A 20,840-nucleotide genomic window follows, 5' to 3' on the forward strand; every position below is an offset into this window, starting at 1 on the left:
TCGGTCACCGGGTGATCGAGGCCCTTTCTAATATTCCACCTGTGGCAGGGGATGACGAGTGTGCCTTGAGCAATTGCTGGATTGGTGCCTACTATTCCCTACGTGCAGGTGTGAGCGCTCAGGGTTTTCTCGTTGTCGAAACCGGCACGGGGTGGCGTAGATGTTCCTTCGCCGGAAAAACATCGGTAAGGTAGGGTCAATATTCAAGACCCGCGAGGAGTAGTGATGAGCGAGGCGTTGTCCATCCACCATGACCAGGCTGGTCATCAGTTCGAGACCAATGTGGACGGTCATCGTGCCTATCTGACCTACATGGACCTCGGGAAACAGACCCTGGATATCTATCGTACGTTCGTGCCCAACGCGTTGCGTGGGCGTGGCATTGCGGCCGCGTTGACTGAAGAAGCGTTGAAATTCGCCGAAGAGTCAGGCTACACGGTCATCCCGTCCTGCTCTTATGTGGAACGCTACATGGAGCGCCACCAGCGCCACGCCGCAAAGCTCTGAGCGAGCAGCCATAAAAAAACGCCGGGTTTAGCCCGGCGTTTTTGTGTGTGCCTGATTCAGCTTCAGGTGCGTTTGCGATTGGGCAATACGTCCTTGAGCTTGGCGTGCATGCTGCGCAGGGTGTTCTCGGTAGCGGCCCAGTCGATGCACGCATCGGTGATCGACACGCCGTACTGCAAGTCGGCCAGGTCTTTTGGAATGGCCTGGCAACCCCAGTTCAGGTGGCTCTCGACCATCAAGCCGATGATCGACTGGTTGCCTTCGAGGATCTGGTTGGCGACGTTTTCCATCACCAGCGGCTGCAGGGCCGGGTCCTTGTTGGAGTTGGCGTGGCTGCAATCAACCATGATGTTGGGCTTGATCCCGGCCTTGTTTAGCGCCTGTTCGCACAGTGCGACGCTGACCGAGTCATAGTTGGGCTTGCCGTTGCCGCCGCGCAGTACCACGTGACCGTAGGCATTGCCCTTGGTCGTGACGATGGACACGCCGCCTTCCTGGTTGATGCCCAGGAAGCGGTGAGGGCTGGAAACCGATTGCAGCGCGTTGATCGCCACCGTCAGGCCGCCGTCGGTGCCATTCTTGAAGCCCACGGCCGAGGACAGGCCGGACGCCATTTCGCGGTGTGTCTGGGACTCGGTGGTGCGGGCGCCGATGGCCGACCAGCTGATCAGGTCCTGCAGGTACTGCGGGGAAATCGGGTCCAGCGCTTCGGTAGCGGTGGGCAGGCCCATTTCCGCCAGGTCCAGCAGCAGTTGACGACCGATGTGCAAGCCGTCCTGGATCTTGAACGAGTCGTCCAGGTACGGGTCGTTGATCAAGCCTTTCCAGCCGACCGTCGTGCGCGGCTTCTCGAAATACACGCGCATCACCAGGTACAAGGTGTCGGACACTTCCGCCGCCAGCACCTTGAGGCGTTCGGCGTATTCGTGGGCCGCCTTGAGATCGTGGATCGAGCAAGGCCCGATCACGACGAAGAGGCGGTGGTCGGTGCCGTCGAGAATGTCACGGATGACTTCGCGGCCCTTGGTGACGGTCTGCAGGGCAGCGTCGCTCAGGGGGATTTCGCGTTTGAGCTGATCGGGCGTGATCAGGGTCTCGTTGGATTCAACGTTAAGGTCATTGATCGGTAAATCAGCCATCGTGTTACTCGTCAGGGTCACGGGTGCCGGCCGCCAGCCATCCCCGTGCGGCGGAGCACAGCATGATTTGGATGCAGGGGGGAGGAACCTTAGCGCGTAACACGGGCCCGCGACAATGGGCAAAGCCCGCTTTAATCCAGCACTGGCTGCACAACCGTCTCATGGGAGAACTCATTGGCGTGGCGCGATACCCAGTCGCGAGCCAAGGCTTCGAGTTGCTCGGGCGTGGGCTCGGCGGCGTCGTGCAGGCGGCAGTAGCGTTCGATCTGGCACACTTGCTCACCCATTCGTGCGCCGAACAGTGCATGTTCGTCGGCAAAACAGATGCCGATGCGATAGCCGGCCTCCACCCTGCGGCACCACGCGACATAGCCTGGATAGCGGGCGCTGGCGCCCAGGGAGGGGATATGCAGGTCGACCGCCGTGCCAGGGCGCCAGGCACGCGGCCAGTTGCAGGCAATGCCACCACGGCCGATAGTGCGCAGGCGTTGGGAGGGCAGGGCAGGAGAGGGACGTTGGATCAACTCGACAGCGACATCATCAGGGTGAGGTAGAAAACGACCCATGTACACGGACTCCGAACACCGTCCAATGGACGGCAGTGGCAGCAGTATAGTGAAGCAACTGGAATTGACCGACCTGGATATCGACCAGCAATTGCTGGGGTTACCAGGGTGTTCTCTGGTCGTGTTTACCAGTGTCGGTTGTTCCAGCTGCCGCTGGGCGCGCCAGCAGTTGCCGGGCTGGCGCTTGCCGGTGGACCGGCTGTGCTGGGTGGATGCCGGGCACAACGGCGGCGCGGTCGAACGTTACCAGATCTTTCATTTGCCCGCGTTGTTCCTCGTGTGCGAGGGTCAATTTCTTGGGCAATTACAGACGCGTCTTACACCGCCTGACCTTGTCGACGCGATAAACCAGGCGCTCACCCGCACACCAGAGGATTTGCCATGACCGCACTTGCACACCCTTCGCCACGCATTGGCATCATTGGCACCGGTGCCATTGGCGGTTTCTACGGCCTGATGCTGGCGCGTGCCGGGTTCGATGTGCATTTCCTGCTGCGCAGCGAATACGCGGCGGTCCGCGAGCACGGCCTGCGCGTCAACAGTAGCGTGCATGGCAACCTGCACCTGCACCCGGTGCAAGCGTATGCCAGCCCTGCCGACATGCCGCCGTGTGATTGGCTGTTGGTGGGGACCAAATCCACTGGCAACCCCGAGCTGGCGCCGACCATTGCCCAGGTCGCTGCGCCGGACGCCAAGGTGGTGCTGCTGCAAAACGGACTGGATGTGGAAGACAGCCTGCGCGAGCACCTGCCATCGTCGCTGCATTTGCTGGGTGGCCTGTGCTACATCGGCGTGCATCGCGCCGCGCCGGGCGTCGTCGAGCATCAAGCGCTGGGGCGGGTCAATCTTGGCTATCACAGTGGCATGGCGGCCAACGATCAAGCGCGCCAGCAAGCGATTGTCGAAGAAGGGGCCGCTCTGTTTCATCAAGCGGGCATCGAATCCCAGGCCATGGCCAGCGTGCATCAGGCGCGCTGGCATAAGTTGGTGTGGAACGTGCCGTTCAACGGCCTCTCCGTCTTGCTGGGCACGGGGACCCGCGCGCTGATGGCGGATGAGTCCAGCCGCGCGCTGATTCAAGCGCTGATGGCCGAAGTGGTTCAGGGCGCTGGCGCTTGCGGCCATGACATTGCGGCAAGTTATGCCGAGCAGATGTTCGCCATGACCGAAACCATGGATGACTACCTGCCCAGCATGTACCACGATCACGCGCATCAGCGCCCGTTGGAACTGGAGGCCATTTATGCCCGACCGCTGGCTGCCGCCAAAGCGGCCGGCTGCGAATTACCGCGCATGCAGGCGCTTTACCAGGCCTTGAGTTTTATTGATCGGCACACTCGCTGATTCGGGGGCAAGCACATGGCGACAGGATTGAGCGACAAACTGGTGCTGGCGATTTCATCGCGGGCCTTGTTCGATTTGAGCGAGAGCCACACGGTGTACCTCGCCGAAGGGGTTGAGCCCTATCGCAAATACCAGATCGAGCACGAGGAGGAAATCCTCGAACCCGGCGATGCCTTTCCGCTGGTCAAGAAACTGCTGAGCCTCAACGCCAGCCTCGGGCGTGCCCGTGTCGAGGTGGTCTTGGTGTCACGCAACAGCGCCGATACCGGCTTGCGAGTGTTCAACTCGATCCAGCATTACGGCCTGGATATTTCCCGCGCCGCATTCGTCGGAGGGCGTAGTCCCTATCCGTATCTGGCCGCCTTTGGTTGTCATCTGTTTCTGTCGACCCATGCCGAGGATGTGCGCAGTGCCCTCGACGCCGGTTTTGCGGCGGCGACTATTTTGTCCGGTGGTGCGCGCCGGGCGTCGAGCGAGGAATTGCGCATCGCCTTCGATGGTGATGCGGTGCTGTTTTCCGACGAGTCCGAGCGCGTCTACCAGGCTGGCGGGTTGGAAGCATTCCAGGCCAGCGAGCGCGAGTCGGCGCGCCAGCCCTTGCACGGTGGCCCGTTCAAGGGTTTCCTCGCGGCACTCAACCTGTTGCAGCGTGAGTTTGCTGATGAGGCCTGCCCGATTCGCACCGCACTGGTCACCGCGCGCTCGGCGCCGTCCCACGAGCGGGTTATTCGTACGTTGCGCGAATGGGATATCCGCCTGGATGAATCGTTGTTCCTGGGTGGCCTGGATAAATCCGCGTTCCTGGAAGCATTCGCCGCCGATGTGTTCTTCGATGACCAGGCCGGCCATTGCGAAAGAGCCAGGCAGGTCGTGGCCACCGGGCATGTGCCGCACGGCATCAGTAATGAGTTGAAAATCCAGGGCGAGCGCTGAGTCGTACCCCCTGGGCGCTGCTAAGCTGATTTAATCTCCGCCATCCTGGCAGTCCAGGGGGTTCTATGATTCGTTCGATACTGTACGCCACGGATCTTGGCCTGTATGCGCCGTACGTCATGCAACATGCCCTGGCGTTGGCGCGAACGTTCAAGGCAGATTTGTATGTGATTCATGTGGTGGAGCCCATCGGGCTGTTCGCAGAGTCGGTGTTGCAGAGCTACCTTGATGAAAAGGCGCTCAGCGAATGGCAGAGCCAGGGGCTGAGCACGGTCATGGCAACGATCGAGCAGCGGGTGCTCGACAGCTTTCGCGAGGAGTTGGGGGACGGGGAGCAGGACTTGAAGTTTATTCGTTCGGTGCGGGTGATCCAGGGCGACCCTTGCGAGGTGATTCTCGACCAACTGCATAAACTTTCCGTGGACCTGTTGATCGTAGGGAGTCATAGCCAAGCCAGCGCGGCGGCGACACCGCTCGGGCGTACCGCCGCACGGTTGCTGCAGCTGGCGAGCGTGCCGGTTTACCTGGTGCCGTCGCTGCAACGTCGACGCAGCGATGATATGGATCGGTAAAAAACGATAAAAAGTTCTAGATTTATATATCTTACCTTTAATATAGTTATATACCGTCGCTGATACCCGTGGCGTCTATCTGCTTTGAGGGATTCATATGAAGCTTCAACAACTGCGCTACATCTGGGAAGTGGCGCACCACGACCTCAACGTTTCCGCTACCGCTCAAAGCCTTTACACGTCGCAACCCGGTATCAGCAAGCAGATCCGCCTGCTCGAAGACGAGCTGGGCGTCGAAGTGTTCGCGCGCAGCGGCAAGCATCTGACCCGCGTCACCCCGGCCGGCGAGCGCATCATCACCACCGCCGGTGAGATTCTGCGCAAAGTCGAAAGCATCAAGCAGATCGCCCAGGAATTCTCCAACGAGAAGAAGGGCACCCTGTCGATTGCCACCACCCACACCCAGGCACGCTACGCCTTGCCGCCGGTGATCCGTGATTTCATCAAGCAATACCCGGACGTGGCGTTGCACATGCACCAGGGCTCGCCGATGCAGATCGCCGAGATGGCCGCTGATGGCACCGTCGATTTCGCGATCGCCACCGAAGCCCTGGAGCTGTTCGGTGATTTGGTGATGATGCCGTGCTACCGCTGGAACCGTTGCGTGGTCGTGCCCCAGGGGCACCCACTGGCCAAGTTGCCGAAGTTGACCCTGGAAGCCCTGGCGGAATTCCCCATCGTCACCTACGTGTTTGGTTTCACCGGCCGTTCGAAGCTAGACGAAGCCTTCAGCCACCGTGGTCTTACGCCGAAAGTGGTGTTCACCGCAGCCGACGCCGACGTAATCAAGACTTACGTGCGCCTGGGCCTGGGCGTGGGCATCGTCGCCAAGATGGCGGTCGACACCCAGCTCGATAAAGACCTGGTGGTGCTCGACGCCAGCGAGCTGTTCGAGTCCAGCGTGACCAAGATCGGCTTCCGCCGTGGCACCTTCCTGCGCGGTTTCATGTGCGATTTCATCGAGAAATTCGCCCCGCACCTGACCCGCGAAGTGATGGCCAAGGCGATCCAGTGCCACAACAAGCAGGAACTCGAAGAGCTGTTCGACGGCGTTGAACTGCCGGTTCACTGATCCCTCTAGCGAGGGCGCCAGCGCCCTCGCTATCGCGCCCTATTTGGCCTCGGTCACCGTGAAATGTTGCCGGGTGCCCGCCACCAGAATCTCTACCTCATCCTCGACACGCTTGCCCAGCAGGCTTTTGCCCAAGGGCGAGCGCGGGGTGATGACGGTTACCGGCTGGCCGACCACTTCAACCTTCAAGCCCGCGGCATCCGGCGCCAGGAACAGCCATTGCTGGCGACCGTTCTCGTCTTCCAGGCCCAGCAGCGTACCCACTTCGATCCCGCGTTGGTCATCGTACGCACGCACCTGCAGGTTCTGGCACAGCGCCAGCGACTGCTTGATCTCTTCGACCCGCTTGGCCTGGCCGGCCGCCAGATACGAAGCCTCCAGCCCCAAGGTGTCGTACTTGTTTTCTGCGATGTTCTCCTCGTGTGTCGCCGTCTCGTAGGCGGTCTGCGCGGCGCGCTGGGCGATGTCGAGGTCGGCGGAGAGTTTTTCCAGGATCAGTTGGAGGACGGCGTGTTTATTCATGATCTCTAATCGCAGAATTGCAGGACATTGGCTTTGGATTTTTCATTTGGAGCGTTCTGATCCTGTTGCAGCCAGAACTGGCATTTGGGGTTGGCCAGGTTGCGCGCATTGCTTCGGGCCTGGTCCAGGGCTTGTTGCTGCTCCTGCTTTTGCAGGTTCTGCTGGTACTGCTCGAACATACGGTTCGGCGGCTCAGGCGTGACGACGGTCGGCTTACCCAGTTGCTGCACCGCCTGGGCCACGGGTGCCAGGCTCTGCGGGAACAGGTAGCGCGATGCCAGCCAGCTGGTCAGTGCGATGGCGATAAACCCTAGCCACACGCCTGCGGCAATGGCGATACACAGCTTGAACAGCGACAGCGGACGGTCAGACATGGTGGCCTCCTGGCAGGCATTGACGGCGTGGCAGCGATTGTCGCACAGCCACTGCGCAGAATAATCGCGATCAAGCCTTCTGCATCGGCGCATTTATGCGGACAATCGAGCCTTTGAGTCGTGGAGCCCGGAATGAAAGCCCGCTGGGATATTTTTTGCAGCGTCGTCGATAACTACGGCGACATCGGCGTGACCTGGCGCCTGGCCCGGCAATTGGTCGCGGAGCACGCGTGCGATGTGCGCCTGTGGGTCGATGACCTGCGCGCCTTCGAGCGCATGTGCCCACAGATCGATGTAAACCTGGCGCAGCAATGGCAAGCGGGTGTCGATGTGCGCCACTGGCCGTTTGACTGGTCGACAACGCCTGCGGCCGATGTGGTGATTGCCGCGTTCGCTTGCCAGCTGCCGCCTGACTACATGGAAGCCATGGCCGCGCGTGAACGCACGCCGTTGTGGATGAACCTGGATTACCTCAGCGCCGAGGACTGGGTGGTGGGCTGTCACCGCCTGCCGTCGGTGAAGTTCAAGGGTGTGCAGAAGTACTTCTTTTTTCCGGGCTTTCGTCCAGGCACCGGCGGGCTGTTGCGTGAGGCGGGGTTGCTGCAACAGCGTCAGGTTTTTCAGCAAGATGCCGATGCGCAGCGACAATTCCTGCAAAGCCTGGGCGTATTTCCGCTTGCCGATGCGCGCCTGATCTCACTGTTCGCCTACGAAAACGCCGGGCTCGGCAGTTGGCTGGACGTGTTGTCGACAGACGGGCGTGCCACTCATCTGTTGGTGCCGGAAGGGCGCATCCTGGGTGACGTGCAGCGCTGGCTGGGCGAGGAGGGGTTGACGGCAGGGGCTGTTCACCAGCGCGGGGCCTTGACCGTGCAAGTGCTGCCGTTCGTGCGCCAGGCCCAGTACGACCTATTGCTGTGGTGCTGTGACATCAATGCCGTGCGTGGCGAAGATTCGTTCGTGCGCGCCCAGTGGGCCGGGCGCCCGTTGCTGTGGCACATCTATCGTCAGGACGAAGACATCCATCTCGACAAGCTCGATGCGTTCCTCGAGCTGTACACCGCCGCCTTGTCGCCGGCGGCCAAGGCGGCGCTGGTTGCACTCTGGCAAGCCTGGAATACCGAGGGCGATATGGCCCAACCCTGGAAAATGCTGCTGGAGCACTGGCCGGAACTCAGCCAGCATGCGCAAGACTGGTGTCTGGAACAGGGCTTGCAGGCCGATCTTGCGACGGCGCTGGTACAGTTTTATGAAAGTTGGATATGATACGCCACCTTGATTTTTGTAAATCCCATCCAAATTTCGGATATATGCAATGAAAACTGGTAAAGAACTGAAACCCGGTACAGTGATCCGTCTCGAAAACGACCCTTGGCTGGTTCAGAAAGCTGAGTTCACCAAGTCTGGTCGTAACAGCGCCATCATGAAGACCAAGCTGAAGAACCTGCTGACCGGTTACAAGACCGAGATCGTCTACAGCGCCGATGACAAACTGGACGACGTGATCCTCGACCGCAAGGAAGCGACCCTGTCCTTCATCAGCGGCGACACCTACACGTTCATGGACACCACCGACTACACCATGTACGAGCTGAACGCTGAAGATATCGAAGCCGTTCTGCCGTTCATCGAAGAAGGCATGGAAGACGTCTGCGAAGCGATCTTCTTCGAAGAGCGCCTGGTTTCCGTAGAGCTGCCGACCACCATCGTGCGTAAAGTGGCCTACACCGAAGGCTCCGCTCGCGGTGACACTTCCGGCAAGGTGATGAAGCCTGCCAAACTGAGCAACGGTACCGAGCTGCAAGTAGCCGATTTCATCGAAATCGACGACCTGATCGAAATCGACACCCGCGAAGGTGGTTCGTACAAAGGTCGCGCCAAGAAGTAATTCTGGCCCTGCCTTACGAATGGAAAAGCCCGACCATGCGTCGGGCTTTTTTGTGCCTGCGGGGTTTACTTCAGGTGCTGCTTGAGTTCGTCCGACGCTTGCAGCAATGCCGAGCGCACCGCCGGTACCTGGCTGACCACGTTCAGCAAACCGTAGTCGTGGATCATGCCGTTGTAGCGTACGGCAGTCACCGGCACGCCGGCCTGATCCAGCTTGCGGGCGTAGGCTTCACCCTCGTCACGCAGTACATCGGCGCCAGCGGTTTGCACCATCGCAGGTGGCAACCCCTTGAGTTGATCAGGGGTGGCTCGCAGTGGCGAGGCGTAGATCTCGGCCCGCTGGTTGGCGTCGGTGGTGTAATTGTCCCAGAACCATTTCATCATGTTCCGGGTGAGGAAGTGCCCCTCGGCGTACTGGTTGTAGGAGCCCGTGTCGAAGTTGGCATCGGTCACCGGCCACAGCAGCAGTTGGAACTTGATCGCCGGCGTACCCTTGTCCTTGGCCATCAGGCTGACCACCGCTGCCATGTTGCCCCCGACACTGTTGCCCGCGACCGCCAGGCGCTTGCCATCGACGTTGATCTCTTTTCCGTGCTCGGCCACCCATTTTGTTGCGCCATACGCTTGGTTGATCGCCACGGGGTAATGCGCTTCTGGTGACGGCGTGTAGTTGACGAACACCGCCACTGCCCCCGAACCCACCACCAGGTCCCGCACCAGGCGTTCATGGGTGGGGTAATCCCCCAGCACCCAGCCACCGCCGTGAAAGAACATGAACACCGGCAAAGCGCCCTTGGCCCCGGCTGGACGCACAATGGTCAGGTCCAGCGGCTGGCCATCGACCTGAATGGTCTTCTGGCTCACGTCTGCCCTGGGCAGGCTCAACTTCACCCCGGCCTGGGCACCTGTCAGCACCGCACGGGCCTGCTGGGGCGTCAATTGCTCGATCGGCTTGCCGGTGCCGGCGTTCAGCGCATCCAGGAAACCCTGGGTGCTGTGCTCCACATCACCGCTAGCGGCGAAGGCGGTGCTGATGGACAGGGCAAGCAGGCTGCCGGTGAGCGCTTTAGCAAAGGTGTTCATGGTCTTCTCCGATCAGGGCGCGTGGTTAAACGGTTACGTGCAGGCGCACATCAACGTTGCCGCGAGTGGCGTTGGAGTACGGGCAGACCTGGTGGGCGGCGTCGACCAGGCTTTGCGCATCGTCTTGCGCCAGGCCTGGCAGACTGATGTGCAGGTCGATGTCCAAGCCGAAGCCACCAGGGATCTGGCCGATGCCCACATGGGCGGTGATCGAAGCGTCATCCGGGATCTTGCGTTTGGTCTGGCTGGCGACGAATTTCAGCGCGCCGATAAAGCAGGCCGAGTAGCCGGCAGCGAACAGCTGTTCAGGGTTGGTGGCCTGGCCGCCAGCGCCGCCCAATTCCTTGGGGGTCGAGAGTTTGACGTCGAGGATGTTGTCGCTGGAGACAGCGCGACCATCACGGCCGCCGGTGGCGGTGGCTACTGCGGTATAGAGCGTTTGCATGGTGTCGTCCTCTGTGTTGTTAGCGCTAAATGTTTGTGCGCTAAGTAGTTGGTGAGGTGAATGTATAGCTCTAATGTTTAGCGCGCAAGATAAATTTATAAATATTTTTTTGCGATGGGAAAACAATGTGGGAGGGGGCTTGCTCCCGATGGCGGTGGGCCAGCCACTCAATGCGTATATGGCTCACCGCTATCGGGAGCAAGCCCCCTCCCACATGTTCAGTAGCGTCTTTAGATTGCGTTCTGCAGGTTGCTGCGCAAAGCAACCAAATCGGCCTGCAGCTTGCGTAATTGTTCCAGTTCCAGTCCGCTGGCACCCAGGATGCACTGGGGAATGTCCATCGCCCGGTCCTGCAACGCCCGTCCGGCGTCGGTCAACTCCACTACCACCACGCGTTCGTCTTCGCGGCTGCGGGTGCGGCTCAACAGGCCTTCGGCTTCAAGGCGCTTGAGCAGCGGGGTCAGGGAGCCGGGGTCGGTGAGCAGGCGATTGCTGATTTCACCGACGGTCAAACCATCTTCTTCCCACAGCACCATCATGGCCAGGTACTGCGGATAGGTCAGGCCGAGCGCCTGGAGGAGAGGCTTGTAGACCTTGGTCATCAGTAGCGAGGTGGAATGCAACGCGAAACACAGCTGGTTATCCAGCATCAGGGATTCGCAGGGTGTGGGATTCTTGCTCATGGCGGTGCCTCGAAAAAAGCCTGTATGGGCTGGAATCTAGCGGGCAAATCTTTAATGCACCAGATAATTCTACGCGGACGGTCAGACCATGGTGCTTCGCAGGGCCAGATCCCAGGGTGGCACCGGGCTGAAACGGGACTTCAGGTATTCCAGCAGCAATCGGCTGCGCGCATTGGGTTGTTGTTCCAGGCGTAGCGCGTAAATGCCGGTGGTTTCCGGGCTGGGCAAGCCGTTTTCACAAAACAGGGGCAAGAGTTCACCGCGCACCAGGTATTCGCTGGCCAGCCATGTCGGCAGGTGCGCAATACCCAACCCTGCCAGGGCGCCGCTGAGCAGGGCTTCGGCGTTGTTGGCACTCATGCGGATACGGCGAGGGCGGTAGATGGCACGGCGCCCGTCCAGTTCGAAGCGCCAGGCGAACATCGGCGCCAGACCGTCCCAATCCAGGCCGTCATGTTCGCTCAGCTCCCGCGGGTGCGTCGGCGTACCGCGGCTTTTCAGGTAGCCCGGACTAGCGCAGGCGATGCGCACAATACTGGCGAGCGGCGTGGCGATCAGCCGGGTGTCGGCAATATGCCCGGCGCGCAGCACCAGGTCGACCTTGCCCAAATGCGCGCCCTGCATATCAACAAAGCTGTCGATCAAATGCAGGTGCACATCCAGCCCAGGGTACAGCTTCAGGAAATCTGCAATCACCGGCGCCAGGTGCCGTCGCCCGAAAGCCGCCGGTGCATCCATGCGGATCAGGCCTTCCGGCGCATGGCTCAACGACACTGCTTCGGCGCGCGCCAGTTGCAATTCACTCACAATCCGTCGCGCCCGCTCGGCAAACGCCAGGCCAGCCGGGGTGGGCACCACGGCATGGGTGCTGCGCTGGAACAGGCGGCTGCCGACTGAGTTTTCCAGGCTGTCGATACGCCGTGCCACGGCCGAGGGAGTCAGCGGATGGCGGCGTGCAGCGGCGGAAAAGCTGCCGGTTTCGAGTACATCGAGAAACAGGCCCAGTTGGTCGGTGAGGGTATTGGGATTCATCGGCTCATGCTTATGCGAGGTTGGCACAACCATTGTGCGTTGCTGTGCGTTTCCGTGCCAGGGCCGACTGCGTAGCATGCAAGGCTTGGGATGACGGAGTAGCGAGCGGTGTTGGATTTAGCGATGTACCTGGTATTGGGCGCGGCCCTTGGCACAGTGGGCGGCTTGTTTGGCATTGGAGGCGGGCTGATTGCCATCCCCGTGCTGGGGGTGCTGTTCGGCCTGGACCAGCAGATCGCCCAAGGCACTGCGCTGGTCATGGTAGTACCCAACGTGATGCTGGCCCTGTGGCGCTATCACCAGCGCAACCGCATCGAGCTGCGCCACGCCTTGCCGCTGGGTGTGATGGGCTTCAGCTTTGCCTGGCTGGGATCGATCTGGGCGGTAGGCCTGGATGCCGGGGCGATGCGGATTGGGTTTATCGTGTTTTTGGTGGTGCTGGCGGCCTATAACCTGTTGCGCATGCTCACCCGTAACGCACCGCCGACCGCGCAAATGCGTTATTCCTGGCCCTGGTTGGGCGTACTCGGCGCAGCGTCGGGCGCCATGGGCGGATTGTTTGGTGTGGGTGGCGCGGTGGTGGCCACGCCGGTGCTGACCAGCGTTTTCGGCACCACCCAAGTCGTCGCCCAAGGCTTATCCCTTGCGTTGGCGCTGCCCAGCACCGGAGTAACCCTGGTCACCTACGCCTGGCACCACCAGGTGGACTGGCTGATCGGCGTGCCGTTGGCGGTGGGAGGCCTGCTCAGTATCAGCTGGGGCGTGAAAGTCGCTCATGCGCTGCCCGAGCGCGTATTGCGTGGCCTGTTCTGCGGCTTCCTGGTGGTGTGCGCGGTGATGCTGACGTTTAAAGTCTGAAGCCTTCGAGGATGTAGTCGGCCAGGCATTCGGTGATGGGCGACGTCATCTGCGGATTGCGCAACAAGCGCAGGTGCATCGACGGCAAGGGTGGGAAGCCTTCGTCGCTGCCGAGTACGCGCAGGTCCTGGGGCACCAGGCTTTCCATGCTGATCATCGCCGCCAGGCCGGCACTGACGACTGCCAGGATCGCCGCGCCGTTGGAGCTGTGATAGGCCAGGCGATAATCCCGCCCGGCCGCATCCATTGCCGCCCGCGCCCACTGCGTGTAAACGCAGTCGTCGCCGGAAACCGCCAGCGGCATGGCGTCATGCTCGTCCACGCAGAAACACGGCGAGGCGGCCCACACCATGCGCTCAGTGCGCAAGAATTCACCGAGATCATTGCCGGGCTCGCGGCTGATCACGGTCAATGCCAGGTCCCGGCGCTGCATCAACACCGTTGACGACTCGCAGTGCAGTTCGATCTGGATCAGCGGGTAAGCCTTGGAAAACTGCTTGAGGATGCCCGGCAGGAAGCGCATCACGTAGTCGTCCGGCGTGCCGATGCGCACCAGGCCCACCATATGCGGCTCGCGCAGGGTGTTGAACACTTCGCTGTGCAATTTCAGGATGCGCCGCGCATAACCCAGCAACACTTGGCCCTCGGGGGTCAGCCGCACCTGACGGCCGTCGCGTTCGAACAGCTTGCGCTGCAGCACATCCTCTTCCAGGCGTTTCATCTGCATGCTCACCGCCGACTGGGTGCGGTTGACCAGCTCGCCGGCCCGGGTAAAGCCGCCCTGATCGGCGATGGCGACGAAGGTGCGCAGCACTTCGGTGTCGATGCTGGGGTACGTGGACAATTGATCAATCTCCGAGATGTATTTCATAAGAAACATTCGTTGGATTGATCATAAGCCCAGGCACACACTGGCGTCATCTCCACTGGAGGGCGAGAAGATGAAAGGTCAAACAGATGTTGAATTGATGGCAAAGTGGCCGCTTTCCGGGCTTCTTCATACGATTTCGCGTTGGCAGGCGCTGCATCGTGAACGCCAGATGCTGGCGGGCATGAGCGACGACGCGCTCAAGGATATCGGTCTTAACCGTATCGATGTCGAGCAGGAAATCCATCGACATTTCTGGGAAGACCCGCTGCGAAAGTAACCGGGAATACAGTAGGGTAGGACGCGCGTATTCAAGGAGCTACCCATGCCCGCCGTCCTGTCCTTTTCCCTCAAGCAAGCACGACGCATGGCGCTGGCAGCCCAGGGGTTTTCCGGGCGCCAGCCGCCAGCACAGATAAAAGCCGCGCACCTCAACCGTGTGATCGAGCGCCTCGGTGTGCTGCAGATCGATTCGGTCAATGCCGTGGTGCGCTCCCATTACCTGCCGCTGTTTTCCCGGTTGGGCCGTTATTCTCCCTTGATGCTCGAACAGGCCGCCTGGAGCCAGGGGCGGCAGCGCTCGCTGTTCGAATATTGGGGGCACGAAGCCTCGTTGCTGCCCATGGCGCTGTACCCAATGATGCGCTGGCGCATGGAGCGGGCCAAACAAGGGCAGGGGATCTACGCGCAAATGGCGCGATTCGGGCGTGAGCAGCAGAGCACTGTCCAGCGCGTACTGCGCGCCGTTGAAGAGCAGGGCGCCTTGGGCGCGGGCAGTTTGTCGACCCGCGGGGTGCGTGCCGGGCCCTGGTGGGATTGGAGCGACGAGAAGCACGCGTTGGAATGGCTGTTCGCGGCCGGTCTGGTCACCGTTGCCGGGCGGCGTGGCTTTGAACGCCTCTATGACTTGCCCGAACGGGTACTCCCCGCCGAAATCCTTCAAGCCAACCTGAACGAAGCCGAGGCCCAGCGGGGCTTGTTGTTGCACAGCGCAACCGCCCTGGGAGTGGCCACTGAAAAAGACCTGCGCGATTACTTTCGCCTCGAACCCGTCGACAGCCGCCAGCGCCTGGCCGAGCTGATCGAGGATGGACAGTTGCTGAACTGCCAGGTGCAAGGCTGGAAGCAGCCGGCGTATTGCTTGCCGGCACCCAAAGTGCCACGCAACGTGCCGGCCAGCGCCTTACTGTCGCCCTTTGATTCGTTGATCTGGGAGCGTGCCCGTACCGAGCGCCTGTTCGATTTCCGTTACCGGCTGGAAATTTACACCCCGCAACACAAGCGGGTGTACGGCTACTACGTGCTGCCGTTTTTGCACAACGAGCGGATCGCTGCGCGCGTCGATTTGCGCGCCGAACGAGCCAACGGTTGCCTGGCGGTGCATGCGCTGCACGAGGAAGAGCCGGGCCTGGATGAGCGGGGGATGTCGGCGTTGGCGCTGAACCTGCGGCAGATGGCCGATTGGTTGGGGCTGCAACAGGTCGTGCTCAATTGCCAGCGGCCGAGCGCCGCGCGGTTACGGGTGGCAATGCTCGGTCTGGAGGCTGGTCTTTAGGGCGCCATCTGGGGCAAGCCCCCTTCCACATGTGAAATGCATTCCCTGTGGGAGGGGGCTTGCCCCCGATTGGCGTCAGTCCAGTCGACAACAATCTAACGCTTGACCTGTTTCAAGGTTTCGGCAATCAAAAACGCCAATTCCAGCGACTGATCAGCATTCATCCGCGGGTCGCAGTGGGTGTGATAGCGGTCCGACAAGCCGTCCTCGGTGATCGGCCGTGCGCCGCCAATGCACTCGGTGACGTTCTGCCCGGTCATCTCGATATGAATGCCGCCGGCATAGCTGCCTTCAGCCTGGTGTACCTGGAAGAACTCCTTCACTTCGCCGAGGATCTGCGCAAAGTCGCGGGTCTTGTAGCCGCTGCTGGCCTTGATGGTGTTGCCATGCATCGGGTCGCAGCTCCACAGCACGTGCTTGCCTTCGCGCTGCACGGTGCGAATCAGGTCTGGCAGGTGGTCGCCGACCTTATTGGCGCCCATGCGTGCGATCAGGTTCAAGCGGCCAGGGTCGTTGTCCGGGTTAAGGATGTCGATCAGGCGGATCAGGTCGTCCGGGTTCATGCTCGGGCCGACCTTGACCCCGATCGGGTTGTTCACCCCGCGCAGGAATTCGACGTGGGCGCCATCCAGCTGACGAGTACGGTCGCCGATCCAGAGCATATGGGCCGAGCAGTCGTAGTAGTCGTTGGTCAGGCTGTCACGGCGCACGAAGGCTTCTTCATAGTTGAGCAGCAACGCTTCGTGAGCGGTGAAGAAGCTGGTCTCGCGCAGTTGCGGCGAATCGTCCATGCCGCAGGCGCGCATGAAGGCCAGGGTCTCATCGATGCGGTCGGCCAGTTGGCTGTACTTTTCGGCCAGCGCGGAGTTGGCAATGAAGTCCAGGTTCCACTTGTGTACCTGGTGCAGGTCAGCGAAGCCACCCTGGGCAAACGCGCGCAGCAGGTTGAGGGTGGCGGTGGACTGGTGGTAGCTCTGCAGCAGGCGGTCCGGGTCCGGGACGCGGCTCTTTTCGTCGAAGCCGATGCCATTGACGATATCGCCGCGGTAGGCGGGCAGGGTAACGCCGTCGATGGTTTCATCGTTGGACGAGCGCGGCTTGGCGAACTGGCCGGCCATGCGCCCGACTTTCACCACCGGGCAGCCGGCGGCGAACGTCATGACGATCGCCATCTGCAGCAGCACCTTGAAGGTGTCGCGGATTTTCGCGGCGGAAAACTCGGCAAAGCTCTCGGCACAGTCACCGCCTTGCAGCAGGAAGGCGCGACCCTGGGTGACTTCGGCAAACTGACGACGCAATTCGCGGGCTTCCCCGGCAAACACCAGCGGCGGGTAACTGGCCAGGCTCTGCTCCACTTGCAGCAGATGCGTGGCATCCGGGTACCGGGGTTGTTGCTGGATCGGCAGGGCACGCCAGCTGTCGGGGCTCCAGGGTTGGCTCATCATGCACTCGTTGGGTAGGTTGACGTTCGGGCGTCAATGTTAGCAGCAATTAGTGCGTGACCTGCTGCCGTCGCTTGGCCGACAATCGCGCACTTTGCCCCGCAGCCAACCCGTTAGGAGTAGTGATGAGCGAGGAGCGTGTCGAGCGCCTGCTGGCCGAAGTCCATGATGATTTCGGCATGATCCGTGTGTTGGAAGTGGCCGATTACCGTTTTCTCGAATTTGGTGATGCCATCGAGCAAAGCTGTGTGTTCACTGCCGACCCAAGCTGGCTGGAGTACGACTACACCCGCGCCATGTTGGTCGGTGCGTTGTGCCATGAACAGCCGGAGAGCGCGCTATTCCTTGGCCTTGGCGCCGGCACGTTGACCCAGGCCTGTCTCAAGTTCCTGGCGCTTGAGGACGTCGAAGCCATCGAGTTGCGCCCCGACGTGCCGCGCCTGGCGATTGAATATCTGGGCCTGGACGATGATCCACGCCTGTATATCCGTATCGGCGATGCCCTGGAGTTGCTCGACAGTGCCGAATCGGCGGACCTGATCTTCGTCGACCTGTACACCGACGTGGGGCCTGGCGTCGGCCATCTGGCCTGGACGTTCCTGGAGAACTGCCAGAAAAAGCTCAATCCCGGCGGCTGGCTGGTGATCAACCAGTGGGCCACCGATGATGGCAAGCCGCTGGGCGCGGCGCTGTTGCGCGGGTTGTATCACCGGCATTACTGGGAACTGCCGGTGAAGGAGGGCAACGTGATCCTGCTGGTGCCTTCGGAGCTGGATCAGGAGCTGGACCTGGAGGCGCTGTCCTTACGGGCTGAAGTGCTGGCGCCGCGACTGGGGTATTCGTTGCAGGCGTTGATCAAGGTGATTCGGCCGGCGACCTAGGCGTCTGTTCGGACGCCATCGGGGGCAAGCCCCCTCCCACATTTGGAACACATTTCAACTGTGGGAAGGGGCTTGCTCCCGATGAGGCCGGCACTGCCCACTCAAATACCCTTGAACACCCCAGGCCGCTTCTCGATCATCGCCCGCACGCCCTCCTTGGCGTCTTCGCTGTTCAGCAACTTGTCCACCATCGGCGGCAACGCGGCGGCCGCCACGGTCTCGCCTTCCTTGTGCGCCAATCGCGCCGACATCAACGTTGCCTGCACCCCAAGCGGCGCCTGGCGTGCGATGCGATTGGCCAGCTCGATGGCGCGCGGCAGCAGGTCTTCGCTGGCCATCACTTCCTGCACTAAGCCCAAGCGCAGGGCTTCATGGGCGTCGAACTCGTCGCCGGTCAGCAGCCAGCGCATCGCATTGCCCCAGCCAGCGATCTGATGAAAGCGTAATGTCGCGCCGCCAAACGGAAAGATCCCACGCTGCACTTCCATCTGCGCAAAGCGCGTGTTGCTCGCGCAAAGATTGATGTCCGCCGCCAGCATCAGCTCGATGCCGATGGTCAGGCAGTAGCCATGGGCGGCCACGATTACCGGTTTATTGACCCTGGGACCGGCGAACACGCCCCAGGGGTCGCAGCCGCCCAGGGGCGGTTGCCAACCTCCCGCCATGACGCCGCTGACATTGGCCAGGTCGAGTCCGGCGGTGAAGTGGTCGCCATGGGCAAACACCACGGCAACGCGCGCGTCATCGTTTCGATCAAAATCGCCATAGGCCATGCTCAGTTCGTTAAGCAGGTCGAGGTCGAAAGCATTGCGCTTTGCCACTCGGTCCAGCCCCAGCAGCAGGACATGGCCCTGGAGTTCACGGGTAACGCGGCTGGTGCTGGCTTGATTCATCTGGGGTGCCCTCGGGGCGCGGATTAAGGTTTCAGACCAAGGGGCAGGCCTGGACAGGTGAACCGTTTAAGCGTGATGACCAACAGGGCCGGGCCTTTGCAAAATAGACCCTGGCGCAGTTATCTGCAAAGGCTGTGACGCAGCACGGTTTATCGGTGCTTTGCGATAAAAAAAGCTCCCTTTTTCAGCTATTTCCGGTATAGTGCGCGCCGGCCTTTAACCGGGCCGCGTTTAGGTAGCGCAATTCCCCGAAGTCAGCTTCGGCTGCACGTCCGCACAGCGGACTCTTCCTTGACGAATCTTTTTCATTCATTCGTTTTCGCAAATCCCCGCCGACAAAGCAGCCAGGGCGACTCTTGAGTCTCAACACGGCATGCGCAGCTTTGGAGCATGGGTCTTTGCGGATGCACTTAGAGGCAGACCCATGACCCAGGAAACCGGCGGCTTCGCCGCTTTTAATCTTAATCCGAACATTCTCGCCGCCGTCATCGCGACTGGCTACGAAGAACCTTCGGCTATTCAGCAGCAATCGATCCCGATCATCATGGCCGGCCAGGACATGATTGGCCAGGCGCAGACCGGTACCGGTAAAACCGCCGCGTTCGCCCTGCCTATCCTGCACTGCATCGATCCTGCCAAGCGCGAACCGCAAGCCCTGATCCTGGCGCCAACCCGTGAGTTGGCGCTGCAAGTAGCAACCGCTTTCGAAACCTACGCCAAGCAAATGCCAGGTGTAACCGTTGTGGCCGTTTACGGCGGCGCGCCTATGGGCCCACAACTGAAAGCCATCCGTAACGGCGCACAGATCGTTGTCGCCACCCCGGGCCGTCTGTGCGACCACCTGCGTCGCGACGAGAAAGTCCTGTCGACCGTGAACCACCTGGTTCTCGACGAAGCCGACGAAATGTTGAAGCTGGGCTTCATGGATGACCTGGAAGTCATCTTCAAGGCACTGCCACCAACCCGTCAGACCGTATTGTTCTCGGCCACCCTGCCGCAGTCGATCCGTGCCATTGCCGAACGCCACCTGCGCGATCCGCAACATGTGAAGATCCAGACCAAGACCCAGACCGTCACCGCGATCGAACAGGCTCACCTGTTGGTTCACGCTGACCAGAAGACCTCGGCTGTATTGAGCCTGCTGGAAGTCGAAGACTTCGACGCCTTGATCATGTTCGTGCGCACCAAGCAAGCGACCCTGGACCTGGCCAGTGCCCTGGAAGCCAAAGGCTACAAGGCCGCTGCGCTGAACGGTGACATCGCCCAGAACCAGCGTGAGCGCGTGATTGATTCCCTCAAGGATGGCCGCCTGGACATCGTTGTAGCGACCGATGTTGCTGCTCGTGGCCTCGACGTTCCACGTATCACCCACGTGTTCAACGTTGACATGCCTTACGACCCAGAGTCCTATGTCCACCGTATCGGCCGTACCGGCCGTGCCGGTCGCGAAGGTCGTGCACTGCTGCTGGTGACTCCACGTGAGCGCCGCATGCTGCAAGTGATCGAGCGTGTCACCGGTCAGAAAGTGGCCGAAGTCCGCCTTCCGGATGCCCAGGCCGTTCTCGATGCCCGCATCAAGAAACTGACCAACAGCCTGGCGCCACTGGTGGCTGACGCTGAATCGACCCACGGCGAACTGCTGGACCGCCTGACCGCCGATATCGGTTGCACCCCGCGTGCCCTGGCTGCAGCGTTGCTGCGCAAAGCCACCAATGGTCAGGCCCTGACCCTGGCAGCGATCGAGAAAGAACGCCCACTGGTACCGAACAACGCGCCACGCGGTGATCGTCCAGAGCGTACCGGCGACCGTCCGGACCGTGGTGATCGTGAGCGTCGTGCTCCGGTTCCATTGGCTGAAGGTCGTGCTCGTTGCCGTACTGCGCTGGGCGCGCGTGACGGTATCGCTGCCAAGAACCTGCTGGGCGCTATCCTCAACGAGGGTGGCCTGGCACGTGAAGCCATCGGTCGCATCCAGGTCCGTGACAGCTTCTCCCTGGTGGAGCTGCCGGAAGACGGTCTGGAAAAACTGCTGGCCAAGCTCAAAGATACACGCGTTGCCGGCAAGCAGCTGAAGCTGCGTCGCTACCGCGAAGATTGATCCGCCCTTGGGCTGATTGATCGCACATAAAAAATCCCCGACTGGTTCGGGGATTTTTTTTGCCTGGGATTTCAGGCAGTGCACCT

At 61.1% G+C, this 20,840-nt stretch carries 24 protein-coding genes; 13 read left to right on the forward strand and 11 right to left on the reverse strand.

Annotated elements, in window-relative coordinates; genetic code table 11:
• Positions 1 to 225: 225 nt before the first annotated feature.
• Entirely contained in the window at positions 226 to 507 is a 282-nt protein-coding gene (locus C4J90_RS07975) for a GNAT family N-acetyltransferase (protein ID WP_003233387.1), read from the forward strand.
• Between the two features lie 62 nt (positions 508 to 569).
• Here C4J90_RS07975 and C4J90_RS07980 read toward each other — a convergent pair whose 3' ends face one another.
• On the reverse strand, positions 570 to 1,646 hold the full coding sequence (locus C4J90_RS07980) for a 3-deoxy-7-phosphoheptulonate synthase (protein WP_124361897.1): 1,077 nt from the start codon (positions 1,644 to 1,646) through the stop codon (positions 570 to 572).
• A 131-nt stretch (positions 1,647 to 1,777) separates the two neighbouring features.
• On the reverse strand, positions 1,778 to 2,212 hold the full coding sequence (locus C4J90_RS07985; protein ID WP_124361898.1) for a PilZ domain-containing protein: 435 nt from the start codon (positions 2,210 to 2,212) through the stop codon (positions 1,778 to 1,780).
• Here C4J90_RS07985 and C4J90_RS07990 point away from each other — a divergent pair.
• The 5 genes from C4J90_RS07990 (at position 2,211) to cysB (ending at position 6,133) form a co-directional block, all read left to right on the forward strand.
• Positions 2,211 to 2,597 (forward strand): thioredoxin, encoded by a 387-nt coding sequence (locus tag C4J90_RS07990; RefSeq protein ID WP_124361899.1) that lies wholly within the window; start codon positions 2,211 to 2,213, stop codon positions 2,595 to 2,597. The genes C4J90_RS07985 and C4J90_RS07990 overlap by 2 nt on opposite strands.
• Positions 2,594 to 3,556 carry a putative 2-dehydropantoate 2-reductase gene (locus C4J90_RS07995; RefSeq protein ID WP_124419570.1) on the forward strand — a complete coding sequence of 321 codons (963 nt, stop codon included), beginning with the start codon at positions 2,594 to 2,596 and terminating at the stop codon, positions 3,554 to 3,556. Before C4J90_RS07990 ends, C4J90_RS07995 begins: the two co-directional genes overlap by 4 nt.
• A gap of 15 nt (positions 3,557 to 3,571) precedes the next feature.
• On the forward strand, positions 3,572 to 4,489 hold the full coding sequence (locus C4J90_RS08000; protein ID WP_124361901.1) for a 5'-nucleotidase: 918 nt from the start codon (positions 3,572 to 3,574) through the stop codon (positions 4,487 to 4,489).
• 65 nt (positions 4,490 to 4,554) lie between these two features.
• Positions 4,555 to 5,061 (forward strand): universal stress protein, encoded by a 507-nt coding sequence (locus C4J90_RS08005; protein WP_124361902.1) that lies wholly within the window; start codon positions 4,555 to 4,557, stop codon positions 5,059 to 5,061.
• A 97-nt stretch (positions 5,062 to 5,158) separates the two neighbouring features.
• Positions 5,159 to 6,133: an HTH-type transcriptional regulator CysB gene (cysB, locus tag C4J90_RS08010; protein WP_124361903.1), complete on the forward strand. Its 975-nt coding sequence runs from the start codon at positions 5,159 to 5,161 to the stop codon at positions 6,131 to 6,133.
• A gap of 39 nt (positions 6,134 to 6,172) precedes the next feature.
• Here the strand turns inward: cysB and C4J90_RS08015 are convergent, their stop codons facing one another.
• Positions 6,173 to 6,655, reverse strand: a complete 483-nt coding sequence (locus C4J90_RS08015) for a GreA/GreB family elongation factor (RefSeq protein WP_124361904.1) — start codon at positions 6,653 to 6,655, stop codon at positions 6,173 to 6,175.
• A gap of 5 nt (positions 6,656 to 6,660) precedes the next feature.
• The gene (locus tag C4J90_RS08020) at positions 6,661 to 7,029 is read right to left on the reverse strand and encodes a hypothetical protein (protein ID WP_124361905.1); all 369 of its coding nucleotides are present in this window, start codon (positions 7,027 to 7,029) and stop codon (positions 6,661 to 6,663) included.
• Positions 7,030 to 7,161: 132 nt separating this feature from the next.
• Between C4J90_RS08020 and earP the strand changes: the two genes are divergently transcribed.
• Positions 7,162 to 8,295, forward strand: a complete 1,134-nt coding sequence (earP, locus tag C4J90_RS08025) for an elongation factor P maturation arginine rhamnosyltransferase EarP (protein WP_124361906.1) — start codon at positions 7,162 to 7,164, stop codon at positions 8,293 to 8,295.
• A 49-nt stretch (positions 8,296 to 8,344) separates the two neighbouring features.
• Positions 8,345 to 8,917 carry an elongation factor P gene (locus tag C4J90_RS08030; RefSeq protein ID WP_003172723.1) on the forward strand — a complete coding sequence of 191 codons (573 nt, stop codon included), beginning with the start codon at positions 8,345 to 8,347 and terminating at the stop codon, positions 8,915 to 8,917.
• A 65-nt stretch (positions 8,918 to 8,982) separates the two neighbouring features.
• Here the strand turns inward: C4J90_RS08030 and C4J90_RS08035 are convergent, their stop codons facing one another.
• From C4J90_RS08035 to C4J90_RS08050, 4 genes are all read right to left on the reverse strand, one after another.
• Complete coding sequence (locus tag C4J90_RS08035; RefSeq protein ID WP_124414214.1) at positions 8,983 to 9,999, reverse strand: alpha/beta hydrolase; 1,017 nt, start codon at positions 9,997 to 9,999, stop codon at positions 8,983 to 8,985.
• A 25-nt stretch (positions 10,000 to 10,024) separates the two neighbouring features.
• On the reverse strand, positions 10,025 to 10,444 hold the full coding sequence (locus C4J90_RS08040) for an organic hydroperoxide resistance protein (protein WP_010176159.1): 420 nt from the start codon (positions 10,442 to 10,444) through the stop codon (positions 10,025 to 10,027).
• Between the two features lie 230 nt (positions 10,445 to 10,674).
• A complete protein-coding gene (locus C4J90_RS08045; RefSeq protein WP_124361909.1) occupies positions 10,675 to 11,127 on the reverse strand; it encodes a MarR family winged helix-turn-helix transcriptional regulator in 453 nt (150 codons plus the stop codon).
• Between the two features lie 81 nt (positions 11,128 to 11,208).
• Positions 11,209 to 12,159: a LysR family transcriptional regulator gene (locus C4J90_RS08050; protein ID WP_124419571.1), complete on the reverse strand. Its 951-nt coding sequence runs from the start codon at positions 12,157 to 12,159 to the stop codon at positions 11,209 to 11,211.
• Positions 12,160 to 12,267: 108 nt separating this feature from the next.
• Between C4J90_RS08050 and C4J90_RS08055 the strand changes: the two genes are divergently transcribed.
• A complete protein-coding gene (locus C4J90_RS08055; protein ID WP_124419572.1) occupies positions 12,268 to 13,017 on the forward strand; it encodes a sulfite exporter TauE/SafE family protein in 750 nt (249 codons plus the stop codon).
• Here C4J90_RS08055 and C4J90_RS08060 read toward each other — a convergent pair.
• Positions 13,007 to 13,888, reverse strand: a complete 882-nt coding sequence (locus C4J90_RS08060) for a LysR family transcriptional regulator (protein WP_124419573.1) — start codon at positions 13,886 to 13,888, stop codon at positions 13,007 to 13,009. The genes C4J90_RS08055 and C4J90_RS08060 overlap by 11 nt on opposite strands.
• Positions 13,889 to 13,958: 70 nt before the next feature.
• On the opposite strand from C4J90_RS08060, the gene C4J90_RS08065 reads away from it, so the two are divergent.
• Both C4J90_RS08065 and C4J90_RS08070 read left to right on the forward strand, forming a co-directional pair.
• Complete coding sequence (locus C4J90_RS08065) at positions 13,959 to 14,165, forward strand: DUF1127 domain-containing protein (protein WP_256657887.1); 207 nt, start codon at positions 13,959 to 13,961, stop codon at positions 14,163 to 14,165.
• A 45-nt stretch (positions 14,166 to 14,210) separates the two neighbouring features.
• Complete coding sequence (locus tag C4J90_RS08070; protein ID WP_124419575.1) at positions 14,211 to 15,440, forward strand: winged helix-turn-helix domain-containing protein; 1,230 nt, start codon at positions 14,211 to 14,213, stop codon at positions 15,438 to 15,440.
• Positions 15,441 to 15,535: 95 nt separating this feature from the next.
• Here the strand turns inward: C4J90_RS08070 and C4J90_RS08075 are convergent, their stop codons facing one another.
• A complete protein-coding gene (locus tag C4J90_RS08075) occupies positions 15,536 to 16,882 on the reverse strand; it encodes a class II 3-deoxy-7-phosphoheptulonate synthase (RefSeq protein WP_124419576.1) in 1,347 nt (448 codons plus the stop codon).
• 125 nt (positions 16,883 to 17,007) lie between these two features.
• Here C4J90_RS08075 and C4J90_RS08080 point away from each other — a divergent pair, with 125 nt between their 5' ends.
• On the forward strand, positions 17,008 to 17,763 hold the full coding sequence (locus C4J90_RS08080; RefSeq protein WP_124414220.1) for a spermidine synthase: 756 nt from the start codon (positions 17,008 to 17,010) through the stop codon (positions 17,761 to 17,763).
• Between the two features lie 101 nt (positions 17,764 to 17,864).
• On the opposite strand, the gene C4J90_RS08085 is transcribed toward C4J90_RS08080, so the two are convergent.
• Complete coding sequence (locus C4J90_RS08085; protein ID WP_124361917.1) at positions 17,865 to 18,656, reverse strand: crotonase/enoyl-CoA hydratase family protein; 792 nt, start codon at positions 18,654 to 18,656, stop codon at positions 17,865 to 17,867.
• Positions 18,657 to 19,080: 424 nt separating this feature from the next.
• On the opposite strand from C4J90_RS08085, the gene C4J90_RS08095 reads away from it, so the two are divergent.
• Positions 19,081 to 20,754 (forward strand): DEAD/DEAH box helicase, encoded by a 1,674-nt coding sequence (locus C4J90_RS08095; RefSeq protein ID WP_124366387.1) that lies wholly within the window; start codon positions 19,081 to 19,083, stop codon positions 20,752 to 20,754.
• Positions 20,755 to 20,840 lie beyond the last annotated feature (86 nt).

Origin of the sequence: Pseudomonas sp. R2-60-08W (assembly GCF_003852335.1) — a bacterium.
Taxonomy (GTDB): domain Bacteria; phylum Pseudomonadota; class Gammaproteobacteria; order Pseudomonadales; family Pseudomonadaceae; genus Aquipseudomonas.